Raw genomic sequence first — 17,962 nt, 5'->3', positions numbered from 1 at the left:
GAATTTATCTTCAATCCTGAGTTGAGTCAGTCAAAATTTCGCTTATATTATCTAAACACAATAACTTTGTTTGATTTAGGACTTTTCACCATGTTTCAACATGTCGATCCTTATGCAGGTGATCCAATTCTTTCATTGATGGAAGAGTATAGTAAGGATGAACGTACTCAAAAAGTAAATTTGAGTATTGGTTTATATTATAATGAGGACAATATCGTTCCTCAGCTTGAAGCGGTTAAAACTGCGCTTAAAAATATTGAACCTTTAAATGATAAAGTAAAACTTTACTTACCAATGGATGGTTCTAAAACTTATAATCAAGCAACACAAGCACTTGTATTTGGTGAAAATTCACAAGCACGTAAAGACGGTCGTGTTGTGACGATTCAAACTTTAGGTGGCTCAGGTGCGCTTAAAGTCGGTGCAGATTTCTTAAAAAAATACTTTCCTGAATCTGATATCTGGGTGAGCCAACCGACTTGGGAAAACCATATCGCTATTTTTAATGGTGCGGGTGTAAATTCTCATTTCTATCGCTATTTTGACGCTGCAACTAATGGTGTCAATATTGAAGCAATGCTCGAAGATTTAAATAAAATTCCAGCAAAAGGCATCGTTTTACTGCACCCATGTTGTCATAATCCAACGGGTGCGGATTTAGCCCCTGCACAATGGGATCGTGTGATTGAAGTGTTAAAAGCACGTGATCTCATTCCATTCTTGGATATTGCATATCAAGGTTTTGGTCAAGGTTTAGAAGAAGATGCTTATGCTATTCGTGCCTTAGATCAATCTGGTATGAACTTTATTGTGAGTAACTCTTTCTCTAAAATTTTCTCATTATATGGCGAACGTGTTGGTGGCTTAAGCTTCGTTTGTGATGATGCAGAAACTGCACAGAAAGTTTTGGGTCAATTAAAAGCAACTGTACGCCGTATTTATTCAAGCCCTGCAACAACAGGTGCTTTGATTGTAGACAATGTATTGCACGATGAAGCTTTGGCTGCAAACTGGAAAGCTGAACTACAAGAAATGCGTGAGCGTATTATCAAAATGCGTGAGTTATTAAAAGCAAAACTTGAAGCAGCATTGCCTGAACGTGATTTTAGCTATCTGGTTAAACAACAAGGTATGTTCAGCTACACAGGTTTAACGGCTGAACAAGTGGATACATTAAAAGATCAATACGGTATTTATTTAGTACGTAGCGGTCGTATGTGTGCGGCAGGTCTAAACTTAAATAATATCGACACAGTTGCAAATGCATTTGCTGAAGTCATTAAAGCAACGGCTTAATTGTTAAATTGCATCAAAAACCCAAGTTCGCTTGGGTTTTTTACGTCAACAATAATTTTTCTACTTAACCACAGCTCGCTTGCAGAATTTTTTTCGTATTTGGATCAATCACCAAGGTTAAACGCTCTGAACGAAAATCCATTGTCATCGGTTGCTGAGGTGCAACACGACGAATACTTTGCGCTTTAGTTTGTTGCTTTAACTGAGCATCATCTGTAGCAACTTGCCCAAGCAGTTTTTTAGCTTCATCTGCAACACATTGTGCTTGATTTTGGTGAAATAACGCCCATTCTTCAATTTTCTCACCATTTTGCAAATGACAATAGGCAGATTCACCCTGCGCATCTTTCACAGCTTCTAACTTTCCGCCCTGTTCAATACAATACTGACTTGCAGGATTTGGCATCCCAATCAATGGTGCTGCTTCCTGTTGATTTTGAACAGTAGAACAGGCACTTAAGGAAAGTAGAATAACACTAGAAAATACAATATTTTTCATAAATAATTTAAAGTCAAAATAAAGACACTAGACTAGCAAACTTATAGAAATTTAATGTCAAATTCTTGCAAAATTAATAAAAAATCAGCAAAACTTTAGCTCTGCTGATTTTAACGTTTTAACAATTGTGATTTGAAGTTTAAAAATGAATCACTGTACGAATTGACTTACCTTCGTGCATTAAATCAAATGCTTCATTGATCTCTTGCAAGCCCATTGTATGTGTGACAAAAGGTTCCAATTGAATCTCACCTTTCATTGCATCTTCAACCATACCTGGCAATTGACTACGACCTTTAACCCCACCAAATGCTGTTCCCATCCATTTACGTCCTGTCACCAATTGGAACGGACGTGTTGAAATTTCTTGACCTGCACCCGCAACACCGATAATCACAGATTGCCCCCAACCACGATGGGCACATTCAAGTGCTGAACGCATCACATTGGTATTACCAATACATTCAAATGAATGGTCAACACCCCAACCCGTCATTTCTACAATCACTTGTTGAATGGGTTGATCATAATCTTTAGGGTTTAAGAAATCAGTTGCGCCAAATTCTTCAGCCAGTTTAAATTTGTCTGGGTTAGTGTCGACAACAATAATACGTCCTGCTTTTGCTTGACGAGCACCTTGTACTACAGCCAAACCAATCCCACCTAAACCAAAGACAGCAACAGAGTCGCCTTCTTGTACTTTCGCTGTATTATGTACTGCGCCAATGCCTGTGGTTACACCACAACCAAGTAAACATACATGCTCAGGATTTGCATCAGGATTGATTTTTGCTAATGATACCTCAGCAACAACGGTATATTCACTAAAAGTTGAACATCCCATATAGTGATAAATTGGCTCGCCATTATATGAAAAACGTGTTGTGCCGTCAGGCATTACACCTTTACCTTGCGTTGCTCGTACTGCTGTACATAAGTTGGTTTTACCTGACTTACAAAATAAACATTCACCACACTCTGCGGTATAAAGTGGAATAACATGATCACCCACAGCAACAGATGTTACGCCTTCGCCCACTTGCACCACAATGCCTGCACCTTCATGCCCCAGTACTGCTGGAAATACACCTTCGGGATCATCGCCTGATAAGGTAAATGCATCTGTATGGCATACACCTGTATGGGTAATTTTAACCAACACTTCACCTTTTTGTGGTGGAGCAACATCAATCTCCACAATTTCCAAAGGTTTTCCTGGCGCAAATGCCACCGCTGCACGTGATTTCATACACTATCATCCTTCATAGGGTCGTTCTTTAACAGATTAGCTACAGTAACCTTTTTTCATTTGATGATTCAACCAATAACTAGTGTTATGATTTATTAAAATTTAACAATTTATTCAATAAGAATGAAATTTTCCCACGCTTCAATTGCACTCACACTAAGTTTGTCTTTTTTGTCAGGATGCAGTTTGCCTATGAATCAATCGAAACCCAGCAATGAAATTCAAATTCATAGTGAACATTGGCTGAATGGGGAAAATACTCAAAATCAACTACAACAAGGTTTAACTGCTTATTTAGCCATGAGTGATGCATTTCAAAGTATTGCTGCTCGTATTCACTTAATTCGTCACGCAAAATCTAGCCTAGACTTACAGTACTATATTTGGGCTGATGATTTTATTGGCAATCTGATGCTACATGAATTACTTAAAGCGGCTGATCGTGGCGTAAAAGTTCGTGTACTCATTGATGACCAAAATGGTACAAAAATAGACCCTCAATTAAAGGCATTAAGCACACATCCCAATATCGAAATTAAACTCTATAATCCCTATAAATTTAGACACTTCAGAGTTTTAGATTATATTTTCCGTTTAAAACAAATTAACCATCGTATGCACAATAAGCTGATCATTGCCGATGGTATTATTGCTGTCACTGGCGGACGTAATATTAGCAGTGAATATTTTGATGCCAGTGAATCCTTCCAATTTACAGATATGGACATTTTATTTTTTGGTACAGCAGTACATGATGCAAATACTGTATTTTCAAACTTTTGGAATAATGATTTAAGCTATCCAAATCAACAATTTATTACTCAAGGCAATGCTAAAGATCTAGAAAAGTTAAGATTAGACTATCAAAAATTAGAAAAAAAAGAGCCTGAAACTGATACAAAAGTGGATACAGAACAACGAGAACTCGCAAATGAGCTAAAGCAAAATCGTATCAATTGGGCACGCGCACATTTCCTTGCAGATTCACCTAAAAAAACCTTAGGGCAAGCCCAAAATGGCGAATTAATTTCTCACCAAATTCGTCAACATTTAGGTGAGCCTAAACAAGAAATGGACTTAATTTCAGCTTATTTTGTTCCAACGAAAGTAGGTACACAATATTTAGCACAATTCCCCAAGCAAGGCGTTGATGTTCGCGTTCTGACCAACTCCTTTGTCGCAAATGATGTTGCATTAGTTCATGCTTTTTATCAAAAATATCGTACAGATTTATTGAAAAGTGGTGTAAAACTCTATGAGTTTAAACCTTATATTGAACGCAAAAATCGAACTTGGTATGAAGTAGTTACAGGGAATGTTATTCCTAAAAAAGGTAAAGATAAATCAAGTTTACATGCCAAATTTATTGATATAGACAATAAAGTTTTTATTGGTTCTTTTAATCTTGATCCTCGTTCTTTTAACTTAAATACTGAAGTTGGCTTAGTGGTTGAGTCAGATCAACTGCAAGAACAAGTGTCATTATTACTTGATACCTATCTATTAAAAGTTGCCTATGAACTTAAACTCGACTCACAAGGCAAAATCAATTGGTATGACCATCAACCCGATGGCAGCATCAAAAAATACACTCAAGAACCTGAAACAACACGTTTTCAGCGTGGTGTGATGCATAGTGTCTCGTATTTACCGATTGAGTGGATGATGTAAATTATTCATATATTTAAAGTTAGTCATCACAGTCAAGCTTTACACTCAAATAAACACAAGCTTTCTTTTTGCATTACCAAGTCGATATCTTTAAAACCTGCTGACTTTAAACTTTGAACGTGTTCTTGTGTAGACATATATAAATCATGATTTTGCATCGCATGTGGTGCAAAAATATGATCACATACCAAATAAATGGCTGTAGGTTTTAATAATTTTCTAACTTGGCAATGAAAGTTTAAGGCATAAGATTTATGTCGCAGCTCATGCAAAGCTTGATGAATAATAATCACATCATATTGTGGTAAATGATCTGCCCACGTTGTTGTTTTAAAATCTGCCACATAAAAAGTGGTCTTTTCTAACTGCTGTGCTGATAATTTACTTCTTGATAGCTCATGCATGGCTTCAGAAAAATCTAAAGCACTATAATCAATATTTTCACACTTTTCTAATAAATATTGAGCCAGAAAACCAGGACCAGAACCTAATTCTAAAACACAAATAGGTTGAATATTCAAATTATTAATTAAACGTGAATAATAATTAAAAAATTCATAACGCCACGGTCTTTTTTCATTTGCCTCGCTTGCCCATAAAGCTGCATCTTGGGGATTACGAAGATCTATAGGGCTTGCAACGTCTTGTATCGCCATCAAAATAAAGCCTAATCAATCAGTGATGTTTCTTTATACAGAATAATAGCCAAGTATTGCAAAGGTTTTACTCTAAACAATGCTTCGCATAAAATATGATTTTTCATTGTTTATTTTGTTATAAGTTTTCCTCCCATGCAATTTTTCGATTTAAGCCAAAAATTTAATCTTGATGATATTTTAATCCCCCACCACACTTTAGATGAGTTAAAAATGCAGGAGTGGTTTTTAAGTAAAGTAAGAGTAGATCATGACTGTCTATCTACAAATGATTTTCTTGAAGGTCAAGCTATTTTAAAGTCTAATAAAAACATAGAAATAGAACTAGAGTGGCAAATTATTGACACAGGTCACAGCTTACAGGTTTTATTTAAAGGAATTGAAACTGTTGTTTCTGAACAAACCTTGATTGTGGTCAAAGGTGTACATCTTATTGATGCGACACAACGAAAAATCTCAACGCAAGCATTTAGCTTATGGATAGATGGTACACTTTTACCCTTATTACCAAATATTCGTAGTGAAATTAAAGCCCGTTTAAATCTTTGGGATTATGTAGAATATACTGATTAAACAATGATATTCATTGAATATTCTTCATTTCCTCCATTGCACTTTCTAAGACATCAAATACTTTTTTATGCCCACATTGTGCAACATTAAAACGCATAAATTGCCCTGCATCAGGTGACTGACTAAATGAGTTTCCTGGTGCTAAAATAACACCCTGTTTCAAGCATAATTTTGATAAAACTGAAGCATTCATCTGTTTTGGTAACTGACACCACAAAAAAATGCCTGCTTTAGGAATAATCAGAGGTTCAATTCCAAGTTTAGCCAATGATTGAATCGTGAACTGCATTGTTTTTAATAATTTTTTATGTAAGTTATCCAGATGCTTTTTATAGCTACTATCAAGTAAAGCTTGATAAATAATTTCTGCATTTAAATGCCCACCACTAAAATTGGTGGCAATTTTTAAATCAATACATTCATCAATAAATTTTTCATGTGAAATAATATAACCACAACGAATAGCCGCCGTTACTGTTTTAGAAAAGCTGCCGATTTGTATAACGTGCTCAAATCCCATTAAAGATGAGTAACGCGGTGCTGGGATCTGTTCAAACTCAGCAAAAATATCATCCTCAATAATGATTAAATTTGCCTGTTCTGCTAATTTTGCAATTTGATACGCATGTGCAATAGATAATGTTGCACCTGTTGGGTTATGAATACCTGAATTCGTTAAATAAATTTTGGGTTGATATAATAATGCTTGCTGAAAATGCTGTACGCTTGGACCATGTTCAGTAAATGGAATTGAAATAACTTGTAAATCATGTACTTGACTTAAAGCTAAAAAATTAAAATAACATGGATCATCCACTAAAATGACATCTCCTGCTTTTAACAATTTTCGAAATAATAAATCAATTGCTTGTGTGGCAGAATCGGTCATTAAGATTTGAGAAACGCTCAATTCAAGATCATATTTTTTGTTTTTTCGCGCGATCCATTGTCTTAAACCTAAATGACCATGTGGAATAGGATAATCAACCAAAAGAGAGGCTTCTGCTTTGGCAACCTGTTTGAGTGCTCGGCGAAGACTTAACTCAGGCATCCACTCCACAGGTAGCCACCCACACCCTGCTTTAATGACATCAGATTTAGCCTCTAGGGATTGGCGTGAAATCCATAAAGGATCTACTTCACGTTCGTATTGTACAGGTTTTTCAATATTGTGAATGACCTGCATCTTTGTGGATACATAATAACCCGAGCCTGTTCGCGCCTCAATTAAACCCTCAGCCACTAAACGCGCATAAGCCTCAACCACTGTAGAGACTGAATAGTTTAAATGTTGCGCAAGTTGTCGCACAGACATTAAACGTGTACCTGCTATGAGTTTTTTATTGCTAATCTCTTGCTGAATAAAAGCAATGGCTCGTTCAATTTTACTGATCGTCATGGGCTGCACTTTGGTCTATTTTTTCAAATTGTACTGCATACAGAAGCATAACAGTTTCTTTTTATTGTATTGCACTGTGGCTTTTTTCAAAAAAGATAAAAGCTTTAAATAAGCCTTATTTGTCAAGATTTTAAAATATGAATCGTCAAAATATAGGTTGGCTCAATGGTTTGATTGGCGTTGTAATTTTTGCAGCTTCACTTCCTGCTACACGTATTGCAGTACAAGGATTTAGCCCTGAATTTCTCACGGTAGCCCGAGCTACAATTGCAGCAGTTTTGGGACTGTTTTGTTTGCTATTTTCTTATAAATTTCAACTAAAATATCCCAGTATTTCTCAAGTAAAATCTTTAAGTCTTGTTGCTTTGGGTGTTGTACTTGGTTTTCCTTTGTTTACTGCTTTAGCATTACAAAGTATTCCTTCATCTCGTGCCATTGTTTTTGTTGGTTTATTACCACTTTCAACCGCAATTTTTGGTGTGTTTCGAGCACATGAAAAACCTAGTATTCAATTTTGGTTATTTGCCCTACTCGGCAGCAGCTTTGTACTGATCTTTATGTTCAGCCAGAGTACAACCCAAGATGTCGCAATTGGTGATGCCTATATGTTGGTTGCGATTATTTTATGTGGGCTAGGTTATGCTGAAGGTGGATATTTATCTCGTGAATTAGGTAGCTGGCAAGTGATTTGTTGGGCACTTATTTTAACTTTTCCAATCATGGCACCCTTAACCATTTATTATTTTCCTCAAAGTTTTACAGGCATTAAAACTACTGAATTTTTAGCACTCTTTTATGTTGCTATCTTTAGTATGTTAATCGGTTTTTTCTTTTGGTATAAAGGCTTAGCACTTGGGGGTATTGCAAAAATAGGGCAAATTCAATTATTACAGCCTTTGATTGGCTTAATGCTTTCAGCTTTTTTATTGGGTGAACAAGTCACAATGAGCATGCTTATGGTCAGTTGTCTGGTCTTCATTTGTGTACTACTTGCAAAGAAATATGCTTAACTTTTCATCTAAAACATGTTCTTATTTTTAAAAATATCATATGTAAAATAAAAGTCCAATAAGTCAAAATAGGTTTATATATCGACTTATTGGAACTCTTTTAACTCATATAACTTTAACTTAGAAGTTATACATTGCCACCGCATTTACACGATTATCTTCACCTGTTTTGCTGCCATTGGGTGCTGCACCAAATGCTTCACGCTCACCGTAAACATATTCAACACCAAAGCTGAGTGGTTTAACTGGGCTATAAAATACGTTACCCCATGCTTGCCATAAGTCTTTGTTGGCTTTGGTTTTATCTGCAAGGGCATTGATATAACGGTCATTTTGATCCGCTTTCATATAACCATAAGCCAAAGTACCACGCAATTTTTCATTGAACTGTTGAGTAATACCGAAGGTAATAGAATCAAATTCATTGGTTTCAAGAATCTGATTATTCGCATCAGTCACAAAACCTTGGTTTGTCCATGACACGAAACTACTGTCACCATTGACATGGTAGTAGTCCGCCTTCAATGTTGTAGTTGGTGTTACATCATATTTTAAACCTACACCTACACCCCATGCTGTTTGCTCATCTACTTTGGTACGTTTTTCAGTCACCATTGCACGCGCACCAAGTGATAAATTATCCACTATTTTATGGTTAAGTCGTGCTGTTAAAGCAGGTAAACGCATATCTGAACTGCTATCTTTAGAGTCTTCTAAAGCATAGACAAAGTTAGTATCTGCATTTAATTTTTGCGTATAACGAACCTGTGGTGTACGTTTAACTGAACCACCGACAAAACCAAGTGCATCAACGACTTCAGGCATAAAATCTACAGGTGCAAAGTTTGACCATGTCTGACCAACTAACCAATTTCCATAGGTTAAATAAGCATGACGAATACGTAAAGTATCTAAAGACGAGCCGCCTAAGAAGTCAACTTCAAGCTTACCACCAACATCACCGACTTGAGTTGGCGTTTTAAAATCAAAACCAAAACGTGTAGCCGACAAGGTTGATTTTAGGTTGTCGCTATTTTCATTGACACCATCTAAAGCAACTGTGCTGATTTGGTTATATAGTCTATTCGCTGGACCACCTTCAATTTGATATTGAAGATCAGCTCGTACATTTCCATAAAAGCTTATTTCAGCGCCACCTTTAGTTAAAGCCAAACCACCGCGTGTTGTATTTGCTGCGAGTTGAACTTTTTCTTCCTGATAGTTTTGCAGTTGTACTGCTTGCTGTTGCTGCTGTTGTGTCTGCTGATTTAACAGTTGGCGTAATTCACTAATCTCATTACGCAATTGTTCAATTTCAGGATTCACATCTTTTGCATGCGTTAGCGCAGTACTACATACGCCCATAGCCAATAGAAGCGTTTTTACTTTAAAAAATTTCTTATGAGTATTCATCCAAACCTCATTTCTTGATGATAGTGGCATCATCCTTTGATGCCACGAATAAATGTATCTGATTCAATAAGATAAAGAAAACTTAAATTATTTTTCTTTAGTTTAATTGACAGATGACTCTATTGTTGATCCATTTTTAACCGAAGCAGAAGGACGAGTCTCTTTGCTTTGGTCTACTGATGCTTTCAAATTCACCAAGAAAATTGCGAGTGCTGCGATTACCCCTGGAATTGCAATTGCTAAGAAATTCATTTGATGTGGCAATTGTAAAGTTAATAACGCTCCTGTTAATACAGGTCCTACAATTGCACCAATACGTCCGATGCCTGAAGCCCATCCCATACCTGTAGAACGTACAGCGGCTGGATAAAACTGTGCAACAAAAGTATAAAGTAAAATTTGTGAACCAATGGTTGCCGCACCTGCGATTGCAATCAGTGTATATAAAACTGCTTGTGGGCTCTTAAATCCAAGTAAAATTAATGCGATTGCACCAACTGCAAACATAATGGTTAATACAGGTTTTAAATGGAAACGGTCTGATAACACCCCACCACCAATTGCACCGACCATCCCACCAATATTTAATGCAAATAAGAAAATCATACTTGCACCAAGCGAGTAACCTGCTTGAATCATTAATTTTGGTAGCCAACTGCCTAATGCATAAACCATCAGTAAACACATAAAGAAAGCGACCCAGAACATCAAGGTACTGAAAGTACGCCCTTGTTGGAATAAAGCACGTAATGGCGCTTCATCGCCTACAGTTGCTTCATTCAGTACAAATACGGTATCAGCAGAAATATTTTTTTCTGGTGCAATTTTTTGTACAGTTTGACGGACTTGTTCAGTTTTCCCCTTATTGGTCAAGAACATGAGGGATTCAGGTAAAAACTTCCAAATTAATGGCAAGGCAACAAATGGAATAATGGCAATATAGAACATGATTTTCCAACCATAGTCTGTCACTAACCACGCGCCTAATAATGCAGATGTCATACCACCAATGGCATAACCACTAAACATCACAGCAACTAATGTACTGCGAATTTTTTTGGGTGCGTATTCGGTCATGAGTGCCACAACGTTTGGCATGACCCCACCAATGCCTAAGCCTGCAAGGAAACGTAAAATACCAAATTCAATTGGGTTGGAAGCAAATGCACCTAAAAAAGTAAACCCACTAAAAATTGCAACGCAAATCATGATGGTTTTTTTACGACCTAGTTTGTCTGACAAGGTTCCGAAGCACATTGCACCGAACATCATGCCAAATAAGGCGGTACTTGCGAGCATACCTGCTTGTACAGCAGATAATCCCCACTCTTGCATTAATAATGGTAATGCAACGCCATAAATAACTAAATCATAACCATCAAAAATAATAATCAGTAAACACCAAATTAATACGTTCCAATGAAATGGGGTGAACTTCGCTTCATCCACAATTGTATTTATATTTAAATTCGCCATACACTTTGCGCCTCCTGCGCGTGAACGGTAGAAAATTTCTCAAACAATGGATTAAAGTGTTTTTAATGTCCAAAACCAATTGCGTATAAATCTATACCTAAAAAGTAGGTTTTATTTTTATTGTATAAATAACAATAGCTTATAATTAAATAACTGCTTTTTTAAGCAGTTCTACAAAATGACGAACGGTTTTAACCGCTATTTTGGATTTTATTTAAAAAAAATCATATTAAGAGAATTTTAATAGGGTTTTTTCACAAAAAATTTAAATCGTCTTATTTTAATTCTTGCCTGATGATGTTTAATCTTTAAATAACTCATTATATTATTTTCTGCTCTTTTGTAAGATTTTTTATAAATATAATAATATTGAATAGATTTTCTAATCAGTTAATGATTATATTGCGACAAAGGTCTATATTTAGTGATGAAATATTATTCTACTTCAAATTTAATATGTATTAAAAATAAACAATTCAAAAAAATAAGTGCTATTTATCTTGAAATAAAAAGCACGTATGTTTAAATTTTAAGCACAAAATTATTTTTCTTTAGAGAACGCGGCGCTCATATTCAATCTGCTCAAGGTCATAAACCTGATAAACACAATCAAATAAAGAGTGAATATCGTTATTTTCATCCATATTACGCATTGCCATAAAAATTGGACTCACCGCAGCATCATCTAATAAAGGTATAAAGTGCAGATGGGATAAATGTATATTTTGGGCACTGCTTGGGACAATTGAGATGCCTTCAGCAGCAGCAACAAAACCTAAAGCAAGTTGTAACTCGCGTACTTCTCGTGCATTTTTTAAGTCGAGTCCATACTCTGAAAATAAATGACGAATCTGTGTTGAAAAGTTTGGTTTATGGTGGTTTGGGTATAGCAAAATATGCTGGTCTAATAAGTCTGCCAAGTAAATTCCATCTTTATATTGGCGTACTAAAGGACTACTTCCATGCACCGCCACCATTAACGGCTCTTCTCGTAGTAAAACGCGTTTTACTGCTGAGTCTGAAATTCTTAAACGTCCAAATCCGACATCTATACGTCCTTCTTTTAATGCCTCAATTTGATCTGTTGTGGTCATTTCAACCATTTCTATTTTGACATCACGGTTTTGTTGCTTAAATAAATAGACAATATTTGACAACAAACCGAACAATAATGAACCAACAAAACCAATATTTAATGTGCGATCGGCTAGACCAACACGCTTGGTCATGCTCTTTACTTCTTCAGCATTAGACAAAAGTTTAACGGCATGTTGATAGAAAAATTGACCTGCTTCTGTTGTTTTTAAAGGGCGACTTCCTCGTATAAATAGTTGAACATCCAACTCATTTTCTAAATTTTGAATCTGACGGCTCAAAGGTGGTTGAGCAATAAACAATTTTTCTGCTGCTTTTGTAAAGCTTTGCTCCTCAACAACAGCAACAAAATAGCGAAGGTGTCTAAGTTCCATGACAGCGAATACCTTTGAAGTATAAAAAAATACATAATTGATCTTCGACAAGACCTAATTCATTCATTTAAGGTATATAGCATGAAGTAAATTAGCAACAAAGTGAAGTTTTTTTAAACGGAATTTTATTCTAGAGATTTAAAAGCCTAATCATGTTGTTGTGATCAAATTTGGGCCAGCCTGTCAGCCAGCTACAAAAAGGAATGCTTGTCGCTCAGGATGACCTCATACTCTAGGAGCATAGATAGTATGAATCGTCAAGAAATTAATGAACTTGTTAAAAAAATGAATGTTGACACTGCAACAGGTGTTGTCGATGCTCGTGTGCAACAAGTCGTCGTCCGTCTTGTCAGTGACTTATTCCAAGCCATCGAAGACCTTGATTTATCTGCAACTGAAATTTGGAAAGGACTTGAGTACTTTACCGATGCAGGTAAAGCAAATGAACTTGGGCTACTTGCTGCGGGTCTTGGTTTAGAACATTATCTCGATTTACGTGCCGATGAAGCCGACGCTAAAGCAGGCATCTCAGGTGGAACACCGCGTACGATTGAAGGTCCACTGTATGTAGCAGGTGCTCCTGAGTCGATTGGTTTCACACGTATGGACGATGGTTCTGAGTCTGATCACGTTGATACTTTATTTATTGAAGGTCAAGTGACAGATACCAATGGTCAGCTGATTGAAGGTGCTAAAGTTGAAATCTGGCACGCAAACAGCTTAGGTAATTATTCATTCTTTGATAAATCTCAGTCTGATTTTAATTTACGTCGTACAGTTTTATCTGATAACAACGGTCAATATGTCGCTCAGACGACTATGCCTGTAGGTTACGGCTGTCCACCAGAAGGTACAACTCAATTTGTACTTGATAAACTGGGTCGTCATGGTAACCGTCCTTCTCATGTTCATTATTTTGTTTCTGCACCAGGTTATCGCAAACTCACCACTCAATTTAATATCGAAGGTGATCAGTACCTGTGGGATGACTTTGCATTTGCAACACGTGATGGTTTAGTCGCAGTCGCAGAAGATGTCACAGACGAAGCTGAAATCGCGCGTCGTGGTTTAAACAAAGCTTTCAAACACATTACATTCAATATTCAGTTAGTCAAAGAACAAGTTCAAGCGCCATCAACCGAAGTTGAACGTCGTCGAGCTTCTGCATAATTTCCCTTTTATTTAAAGCGCTTTTGGAACCGAAATATATTTAAACATATTTCGGTGACTTGCCCACATTTGGACAGTCGGAGAACGGACATGCCACGTATTCCAGTGATTAATACCAGCCATCTTGATCGTATTGATGAGCTTCTTGTAGATGATTATGAAACAGGTGAATTTAAACTTCATCGTTCAGTATTTACAGACCAAGCCCTTTTTGACCTAGAAATGAAATATATTTTCGAAGGAAATTGGGTGTATTTGGCACATGAAAGCCAAATTCCAAAAAACAATGACTACTATACAACTTATATTGGTCGTCAACCGATTCTGATCGCACGTAACCGTAATGGTGAATTAAACGCAATGATTAATGCGTGTTCACACCGTGGCGCTCAGCTTTGCCGTAATAAACGTGGTAATAAAGCAACTTATACTTGCCCTTTCCATGGTTGGACATTTAATAACTCAGGTAAATTACTTAAAGTTAAAGATCCAAGCGAGGCAGGTTATTCAGATTGCTTTAACCAAGAAGGCTCTCATGATCTGAAAAAAGTTGCGCGTTTTGAAAACTATAAAGGTTTCTTATTCGGTAGCTTAAACCCAGATGTTCCATCATTAGAAGAATTTTTGGGTGAAACCACAAAAATCATTGACATGATTGTTGACCAATCTGAACAAGGTTTAGAAGTTTTACGTGGTGCATCAACCTATACCTATGAAGGTAACTGGAAACTCACTGCTGAAAATGGTGCAGATGGTTATCACGTTTCTGCGGTACATTGGAACTATGCAGCAACAACGCAACAGCGTAAAGAAAAGCAACAAGAGCTTGATAATGTTCGTGCAATGAGCGCAGGTTCTTGGGGTAAACAAGGCGGTGGTTCTTACGGTTTTGATCACGGTCATATGTTACTTTGGACACAATGGGCAAACCCAGAAGACCGTCCAAACTTCCCTAAAGCTGAAGAATATACAGAAAGATACGGCGCGGCAATGTCTAAATGGATGATCGAGCGTTCACGTAACTTATGTTTATATCCTAACGTATATTTGATGGATCAATTCGGTTCACAAATCCGTGTATTACGTCCAATCTCTGTGAATAAAACAGAAGTTACGATTTATTGTATCGCGCCTGTTGGTGAAGCACCTGAAGCACGTGCTCGTCGTATTCGCCAATATGAAGACTTCTTTAATGCTTCAGGCATGGCAACACCAGATGACCTTGAAGAATTCCGTGCATGTCAAGCAGGTTATGCAGGTATTGAACTTGAATGGAACGACATGTGCCGTGGTTCTAAACATTGGATTCAAGGTCCAGATGATGCTGCAAATGAAATTGGTTTAAAACCAGCATTAAGCTGTATCAAAACTGAAGATGAAGGCTTATACCTTGCTCAACATCAATATTGGTTAAAAACCATGAAACATGCCATCGCAGCTGAAAAAGAATTGGCTGAGTTAGAAACGTCTGCACAAGGAGAAAATGCATGAGCGCGCAAGACAAAGCATCATTAGAAAATATTGCACAATTTCTCTATCGTGAAGCTCGTTTTTTAGACGATGAACAATGGGATGAATGGTTACAGTGTTATGCACCATCTGCATCATTTTGGATGCCAGCTTGGGATGACGATGACAAACTTACTGAAGATCCTCAAGCTGAGATCTCATTGATTTATTACCCTGACCGTCAAGGTTTAGAAGACCGTGTGTTCCGTATTAAAACTGAACGCTCTTCTGCAACCATGCCAAATACACGTACTGCACACAACATTGCTAACGTAGAAGTTGTTGAACGTGATGGCGATAAAGTCACTGTTCGCTTTAACTGGAATACATTGAGCTTCCGTTATAAAAACAGTTATAGCTATTTTGGTATGTCTCGCTATGAAATTGATTTTTCAGGTGAACAACCACAGATTTTAAGTAAATACGTTGTACTTAAAAATGACTATATCAATCAAGTCATTGATATCTACCACCTCTAAAAACAAACAAGGATGGCATTCGTCAAACTCCCATTTGGCGAATGTCAGAAGTATCAAAATTTAAGTAGGATTCTAGCCATGTCAAACCATAATGTTGCACTTCAATTTGAAGATGGCGTAACGCGTTTTATCAGTGTCGCTCAAGGTGAAACCTTATCAGATGCTGCATATCGTCAAAAAATTAACATTCCTTTAGATTGCCGTGATGGTGCTTGCGGAACGTGTCGTGCGTTTTGTGAGTCTGGCTCTTATGACATGCCTGAAGAAAACTATATTGAAGATGCTTTAACACCTGAAGAAGCAGAAGAAGGCTATATTTTAGCTTGCCAATGTAAACCAACTTCAGACGCTGTATTCCAGATTCAAGCAACTTCTGATGTCTGTAAAACTCAGATTCATGAGTTCCAAGGCACTTTAGCACGTGTAGAAAACTTATCTGAATCGACCATTACCTTTGATATTCAACTTGATGAAGGTCAGCCAGATATTCATTTCCTTGCAGGACAATATGTCAATGTTGCGCTACCAGGCACAGCAGAAACACGCTCTTATTCATTTAGCTCAAAACCAGGCAACCGCTTAACAGGCTTTGTTGTACGTAATGTACCTAATGGTAAGATGAGCGAGTTTTTAAGTGCCAATGCTCAAGCTGGCGACAAAATGACATTCACAGGTCCTTTTGGTAGCTTCTATTTACGTAATGTTGTTCGCCCTGTTCTTATGCTTGCAGGTGGTACAGGTATTGCACCATTTATGTCAATGCTACAAGTTCTAGAAGAAAAAGGTTCTGAACAACCTGTACGTCTTGTTTTCGGTGTAACCAATGATTTTGACTTAGTTGCCATTGAAAAACTTAACGAGTTACAAGCAAAATTACCATGGTTTGAATATCGTACTGTTGTAGCACATGCTGACTCTACGCATGAACGTAAAGGTTATGTGACAGGTCATATTGAAAATGAATGGCTCAATGGTGGTGATGTTGACGTTTACCTTTGTGGTCCAGTTCCAATGGTCGAAGCCGTTCGTGGCTGGTTAGACCAAGAAGGTGTAAAACCTGCAAACTTCTTATTTGAAAAATTCTCTGCGAACTAAGCTTTCCACAAACCTCGTTTTGCACTCAAAACGAGGTTTTTAAATATTCGGTTTTAAAAAATTGAGCATGGAGAAAAAAATGTCAGATCGTCAAAGATTTTTAAATAAAGTTGTTATTGTTACAGGTGCTGCTCAAGGGATTGGTCGTGGTGTTGCGCTGCAAGTTGCTGCTGAAGGCGCACAAGTGATCCTCGCAGATCGCTCTGAAATTGTAGATGAAGTTTTAGCTGAAATTTTGCAACATCAAGGTGATGCGATCACGATTAAAGCAGATTTAGAAACTTTTGCAGGCGCTCAATCTGTTGTGGCTAAAGCAATTGAAAAATACGGTCGTGTTGATGTCTTAATCAACAATGTCGGTGGTGCAATTTGGATGAAACCCTTCCAAGAATTTTCTGAAGAAGAAATTATTAAGGAAGTGAATCGTTCTTTATTCCCAACATTATGGTGCTGCCGTGCAGTTTTACCAGAAATGTTGAAAAATCAGAAAGGTACGATTGTTAATGTATCTTCAATTGCGACACGTGGTATTAACCGTGTACCTTATTCTGCATCTAAAGGTGGTGTAAATGCCTTAACTACTGCAATGGCTTTTGAACATGCGAAAGATGGTATCCGTATCAATGCTGTAGCAACAGGCGGCACCGAAGCACCACCTCGAAAAGTACCTCGCAATAGTAATCCTTTATCTGAAAATGAAAAACAATGGATGCAACAAGTGGTTGATCAAACCATTGATCGAACTTTCTTAGGACGCTACGGCACGATCCAAGAACAAGTGAATGCAATTTTATTTTTAGCTTCAGATGACTCATCTTATATTACAGGTACTGTCGTTCCTGTCGGTGGTGGAGATCAGGGTTAAACCGATCACCCATTTTATTTTTTAAATACTTAAATCTACATTACGATGTGGATTTAACTTTTTCTAAATGCTACATAATTTTAAACACAATTCAGCAGGATCATTGAATTAAACACGCATGGAGGCAAATGCC

General features: G+C 37.1%; 16 protein-coding genes. 9 read left to right on the top strand and 7 right to left on the bottom strand.

Translation table 11 applies throughout. The features are described 5' to 3' along the window. Positions 1 to 90 precede the first annotated feature (90 nt). Positions 91 to 1,296 (top strand): amino acid aminotransferase, encoded by a 1,206-nt coding sequence (locus HX124_RS08870; RefSeq protein ID WP_286382305.1) that lies wholly within the window; start codon positions 91 to 93, stop codon positions 1,294 to 1,296. 64 nt (positions 1,297 to 1,360) lie between these two features. Here HX124_RS08870 and HX124_RS08865 read toward each other — a convergent pair whose 3' ends face one another. Both HX124_RS08865 and HX124_RS08860 read right to left on the bottom strand, forming a co-directional pair. Continuing rightward, complete coding sequence (locus HX124_RS08865; RefSeq protein WP_286382304.1) at positions 1,361 to 1,795, bottom strand: I78 family peptidase inhibitor; 435 nt, start codon at positions 1,793 to 1,795, stop codon at positions 1,361 to 1,363. A 139-nt stretch (positions 1,796 to 1,934) separates the two neighbouring features. Next, on the bottom strand, positions 1,935 to 3,044 hold the full coding sequence (locus tag HX124_RS08860) for an S-(hydroxymethyl)glutathione dehydrogenase/class III alcohol dehydrogenase (protein WP_107008688.1): 1,110 nt from the start codon (positions 3,042 to 3,044) through the stop codon (positions 1,935 to 1,937). 192 nt (positions 3,045 to 3,236) lie between these two features. Here HX124_RS08860 and HX124_RS08855 point away from each other — a divergent pair, with 192 nt between their 5' ends. Further along, complete coding sequence (locus HX124_RS08855; RefSeq protein ID WP_286382303.1) at positions 3,237 to 4,715, top strand: phospholipase D family protein; 1,479 nt, start codon at positions 3,237 to 3,239, stop codon at positions 4,713 to 4,715. Positions 4,716 to 4,747: 32 nt separating this feature from the next. On the opposite strand, the gene HX124_RS08850 is transcribed toward HX124_RS08855, so the two are convergent. After that, positions 4,748 to 5,371 carry a class I SAM-dependent methyltransferase gene (locus HX124_RS08850; protein WP_286382302.1) on the bottom strand — a complete coding sequence of 208 codons (624 nt, stop codon included), beginning with the start codon at positions 5,369 to 5,371 and terminating at the stop codon, positions 4,748 to 4,750. Positions 5,372 to 5,506: 135 nt separating this feature from the next. Here HX124_RS08850 and HX124_RS08845 point away from each other — a divergent pair, with 135 nt between their 5' ends. Then, positions 5,507 to 5,944, top strand: a complete 438-nt coding sequence (locus tag HX124_RS08845) for a hypothetical protein (protein ID WP_286382301.1) — start codon at positions 5,507 to 5,509, stop codon at positions 5,942 to 5,944. A gap of 10 nt (positions 5,945 to 5,954) precedes the next feature. Here the strand turns inward: HX124_RS08845 and HX124_RS08840 are convergent, their stop codons facing one another. Next, positions 5,955 to 7,343, bottom strand: coding sequence for an aminotransferase-like domain-containing protein (locus tag HX124_RS08840; RefSeq protein WP_286382300.1), 1,389 nt, complete (start codon positions 7,341 to 7,343; stop codon positions 5,955 to 5,957). Positions 7,344 to 7,480: 137 nt separating this feature from the next. On the opposite strand from HX124_RS08840, the gene HX124_RS08835 reads away from it, so the two are divergent. Then, the gene (locus HX124_RS08835) at positions 7,481 to 8,353 is read left to right on the top strand and encodes a DMT family transporter (protein WP_286382299.1); all 873 of its coding nucleotides are present in this window, start codon (positions 7,481 to 7,483) and stop codon (positions 8,351 to 8,353) included. A 120-nt stretch (positions 8,354 to 8,473) separates the two neighbouring features. Here HX124_RS08835 and HX124_RS08830 read toward each other — a convergent pair whose 3' ends face one another. The 3 genes from HX124_RS08830 to HX124_RS08820 all read right to left on the bottom strand — a co-directional run bounded on the left by HX124_RS08830 (position 8,474) and on the right by HX124_RS08820 (position 12,711). Further along, positions 8,474 to 9,766: a DcaP family trimeric outer membrane transporter gene (locus HX124_RS08830; RefSeq protein WP_286382298.1), complete on the bottom strand. Its 1,293-nt coding sequence runs from the start codon at positions 9,764 to 9,766 to the stop codon at positions 8,474 to 8,476. Positions 9,767 to 9,868: 102 nt separating this feature from the next. Next, positions 9,869 to 11,242 (bottom strand): MFS transporter, encoded by a 1,374-nt coding sequence (locus HX124_RS08825; RefSeq protein WP_107008681.1) that lies wholly within the window; start codon positions 11,240 to 11,242, stop codon positions 9,869 to 9,871. Positions 11,243 to 11,793: 551 nt separating this feature from the next. Then, complete coding sequence (locus HX124_RS08820) at positions 11,794 to 12,711, bottom strand: LysR family transcriptional regulator (protein WP_107008680.1); 918 nt, start codon at positions 12,709 to 12,711, stop codon at positions 11,794 to 11,796. A 249-nt stretch (positions 12,712 to 12,960) separates the two neighbouring features. Between HX124_RS08820 and catA the strand changes: the two genes are divergently transcribed. The 5 genes from catA to benD all read left to right on the top strand — a co-directional run bounded on the left by catA (position 12,961) and on the right by benD (position 17,829). Beyond that, positions 12,961 to 13,881 carry a catechol 1,2-dioxygenase gene (gene catA / locus HX124_RS08815; protein ID WP_286376890.1) on the top strand — a complete coding sequence of 307 codons (921 nt, stop codon included), beginning with the start codon at positions 12,961 to 12,963 and terminating at the stop codon, positions 13,879 to 13,881. A gap of 90 nt (positions 13,882 to 13,971) precedes the next feature. Continuing rightward, positions 13,972 to 15,372 carry a benzoate 1,2-dioxygenase large subunit gene (benA, locus tag HX124_RS08810; protein ID WP_107008678.1) on the top strand — a complete coding sequence of 467 codons (1,401 nt, stop codon included), beginning with the start codon at positions 13,972 to 13,974 and terminating at the stop codon, positions 15,370 to 15,372. Next, positions 15,369 to 15,869 (top strand): benzoate 1,2-dioxygenase small subunit, encoded by a 501-nt coding sequence (benB, locus tag HX124_RS08805; RefSeq protein ID WP_107008677.1) that lies wholly within the window; start codon positions 15,369 to 15,371, stop codon positions 15,867 to 15,869. The genes benA and benB overlap by 4 nt, the downstream gene beginning before the upstream one ends. A 78-nt stretch (positions 15,870 to 15,947) precedes the next feature. Continuing rightward, positions 15,948 to 16,964, top strand: a complete 1,017-nt coding sequence (benC, locus tag HX124_RS08800) for a benzoate 1,2-dioxygenase electron transfer component BenC (protein ID WP_107008676.1) — start codon at positions 15,948 to 15,950, stop codon at positions 16,962 to 16,964. Between the two features lie 79 nt (positions 16,965 to 17,043). Then, on the top strand, positions 17,044 to 17,829 hold the full coding sequence (gene benD, locus HX124_RS08795; RefSeq protein WP_286382297.1) for a benzoate diol dehydrogenase BenD: 786 nt from the start codon (positions 17,044 to 17,046) through the stop codon (positions 17,827 to 17,829). The last annotated feature ends 133 nt before the right edge of the window (positions 17,830 to 17,962 follow it).

It is taken from the genome of Acinetobacter sp. 226-1 (genome assembly GCF_030329325.1).
Classification (GTDB): Bacteria; Pseudomonadota; Gammaproteobacteria; order Pseudomonadales; family Moraxellaceae; genus Acinetobacter; species Acinetobacter sichuanensis.
Note: the sequence above shows the minus strand (reverse complement) of the source record. Positions and strands in the feature narration are given on the sequence as shown.

What these genes read in the sequence shown, in the direction of transcription:
- HX124_RS08850 (WP_286382302.1), bottom strand. Translation starts at nt 5,371, where the DNA reads ATGGCGATACAAGACGTTGCAAGCCCTATAGATCTTCGTAATCCCCAA.
- benC (WP_107008676.1), top strand. Translation starts at nt 15,948, where the DNA reads ATGTCAAACCATAATGTTGCACTTCAATTTGAAGATGGCGTAACGCGT.
- HX124_RS08865 (WP_286382304.1), bottom strand. Translation starts at nt 1,795, where the DNA reads ATGAAAAATATTGTATTTTCTAGTGTTATTCTACTTTCCTTAAGTGCC.
- HX124_RS08835 (WP_286382299.1), top strand. Translation starts at nt 7,481, where the DNA reads ATGAATCGTCAAAATATAGGTTGGCTCAATGGTTTGATTGGCGTTGTA.
- HX124_RS08840 (WP_286382300.1), bottom strand. Translation starts at nt 7,343, where the DNA reads ATGACGATCAGTAAAATTGAACGAGCCATTGCTTTTATTCAGCAAGAG.
- HX124_RS08870 (WP_286382305.1), top strand. Translation starts at nt 91, where the DNA reads ATGTTTCAACATGTCGATCCTTATGCAGGTGATCCAATTCTTTCATTG.
- HX124_RS08860 (WP_107008688.1), bottom strand. Translation starts at nt 3,044, where the DNA reads ATGAAATCACGTGCAGCGGTGGCATTTGCGCCAGGAAAACCTTTGGAA.
- HX124_RS08855 (WP_286382303.1), top strand. Translation starts at nt 3,237, where the DNA reads ATGAATCAATCGAAACCCAGCAATGAAATTCAAATTCATAGTGAACAT.
- benB (WP_107008677.1), top strand. Translation starts at nt 15,369, where the DNA reads ATGAGCGCGCAAGACAAAGCATCATTAGAAAATATTGCACAATTTCTC.
- benD (WP_286382297.1), top strand. Translation starts at nt 17,044, where the DNA reads ATGTCAGATCGTCAAAGATTTTTAAATAAAGTTGTTATTGTTACAGGT.
- HX124_RS08830 (WP_286382298.1), bottom strand. Translation starts at nt 9,766, where the DNA reads ATGAATACTCATAAGAAATTTTTTAAAGTAAAAACGCTTCTATTGGCT.
- HX124_RS08845 (WP_286382301.1), top strand. Translation starts at nt 5,507, where the DNA reads ATGCAATTTTTCGATTTAAGCCAAAAATTTAATCTTGATGATATTTTA.
- catA (WP_286376890.1), top strand. Translation starts at nt 12,961, where the DNA reads ATGAATCGTCAAGAAATTAATGAACTTGTTAAAAAAATGAATGTTGAC.
- HX124_RS08825 (WP_107008681.1), bottom strand. Translation starts at nt 11,242, where the DNA reads ATGGCGAATTTAAATATAAATACAATTGTGGATGAAGCGAAGTTCACC.
- HX124_RS08820 (WP_107008680.1), bottom strand. Translation starts at nt 12,711, where the DNA reads ATGGAACTTAGACACCTTCGCTATTTTGTTGCTGTTGTTGAGGAGCAA.
- benA (WP_107008678.1), top strand. Translation starts at nt 13,972, where the DNA reads ATGCCACGTATTCCAGTGATTAATACCAGCCATCTTGATCGTATTGAT.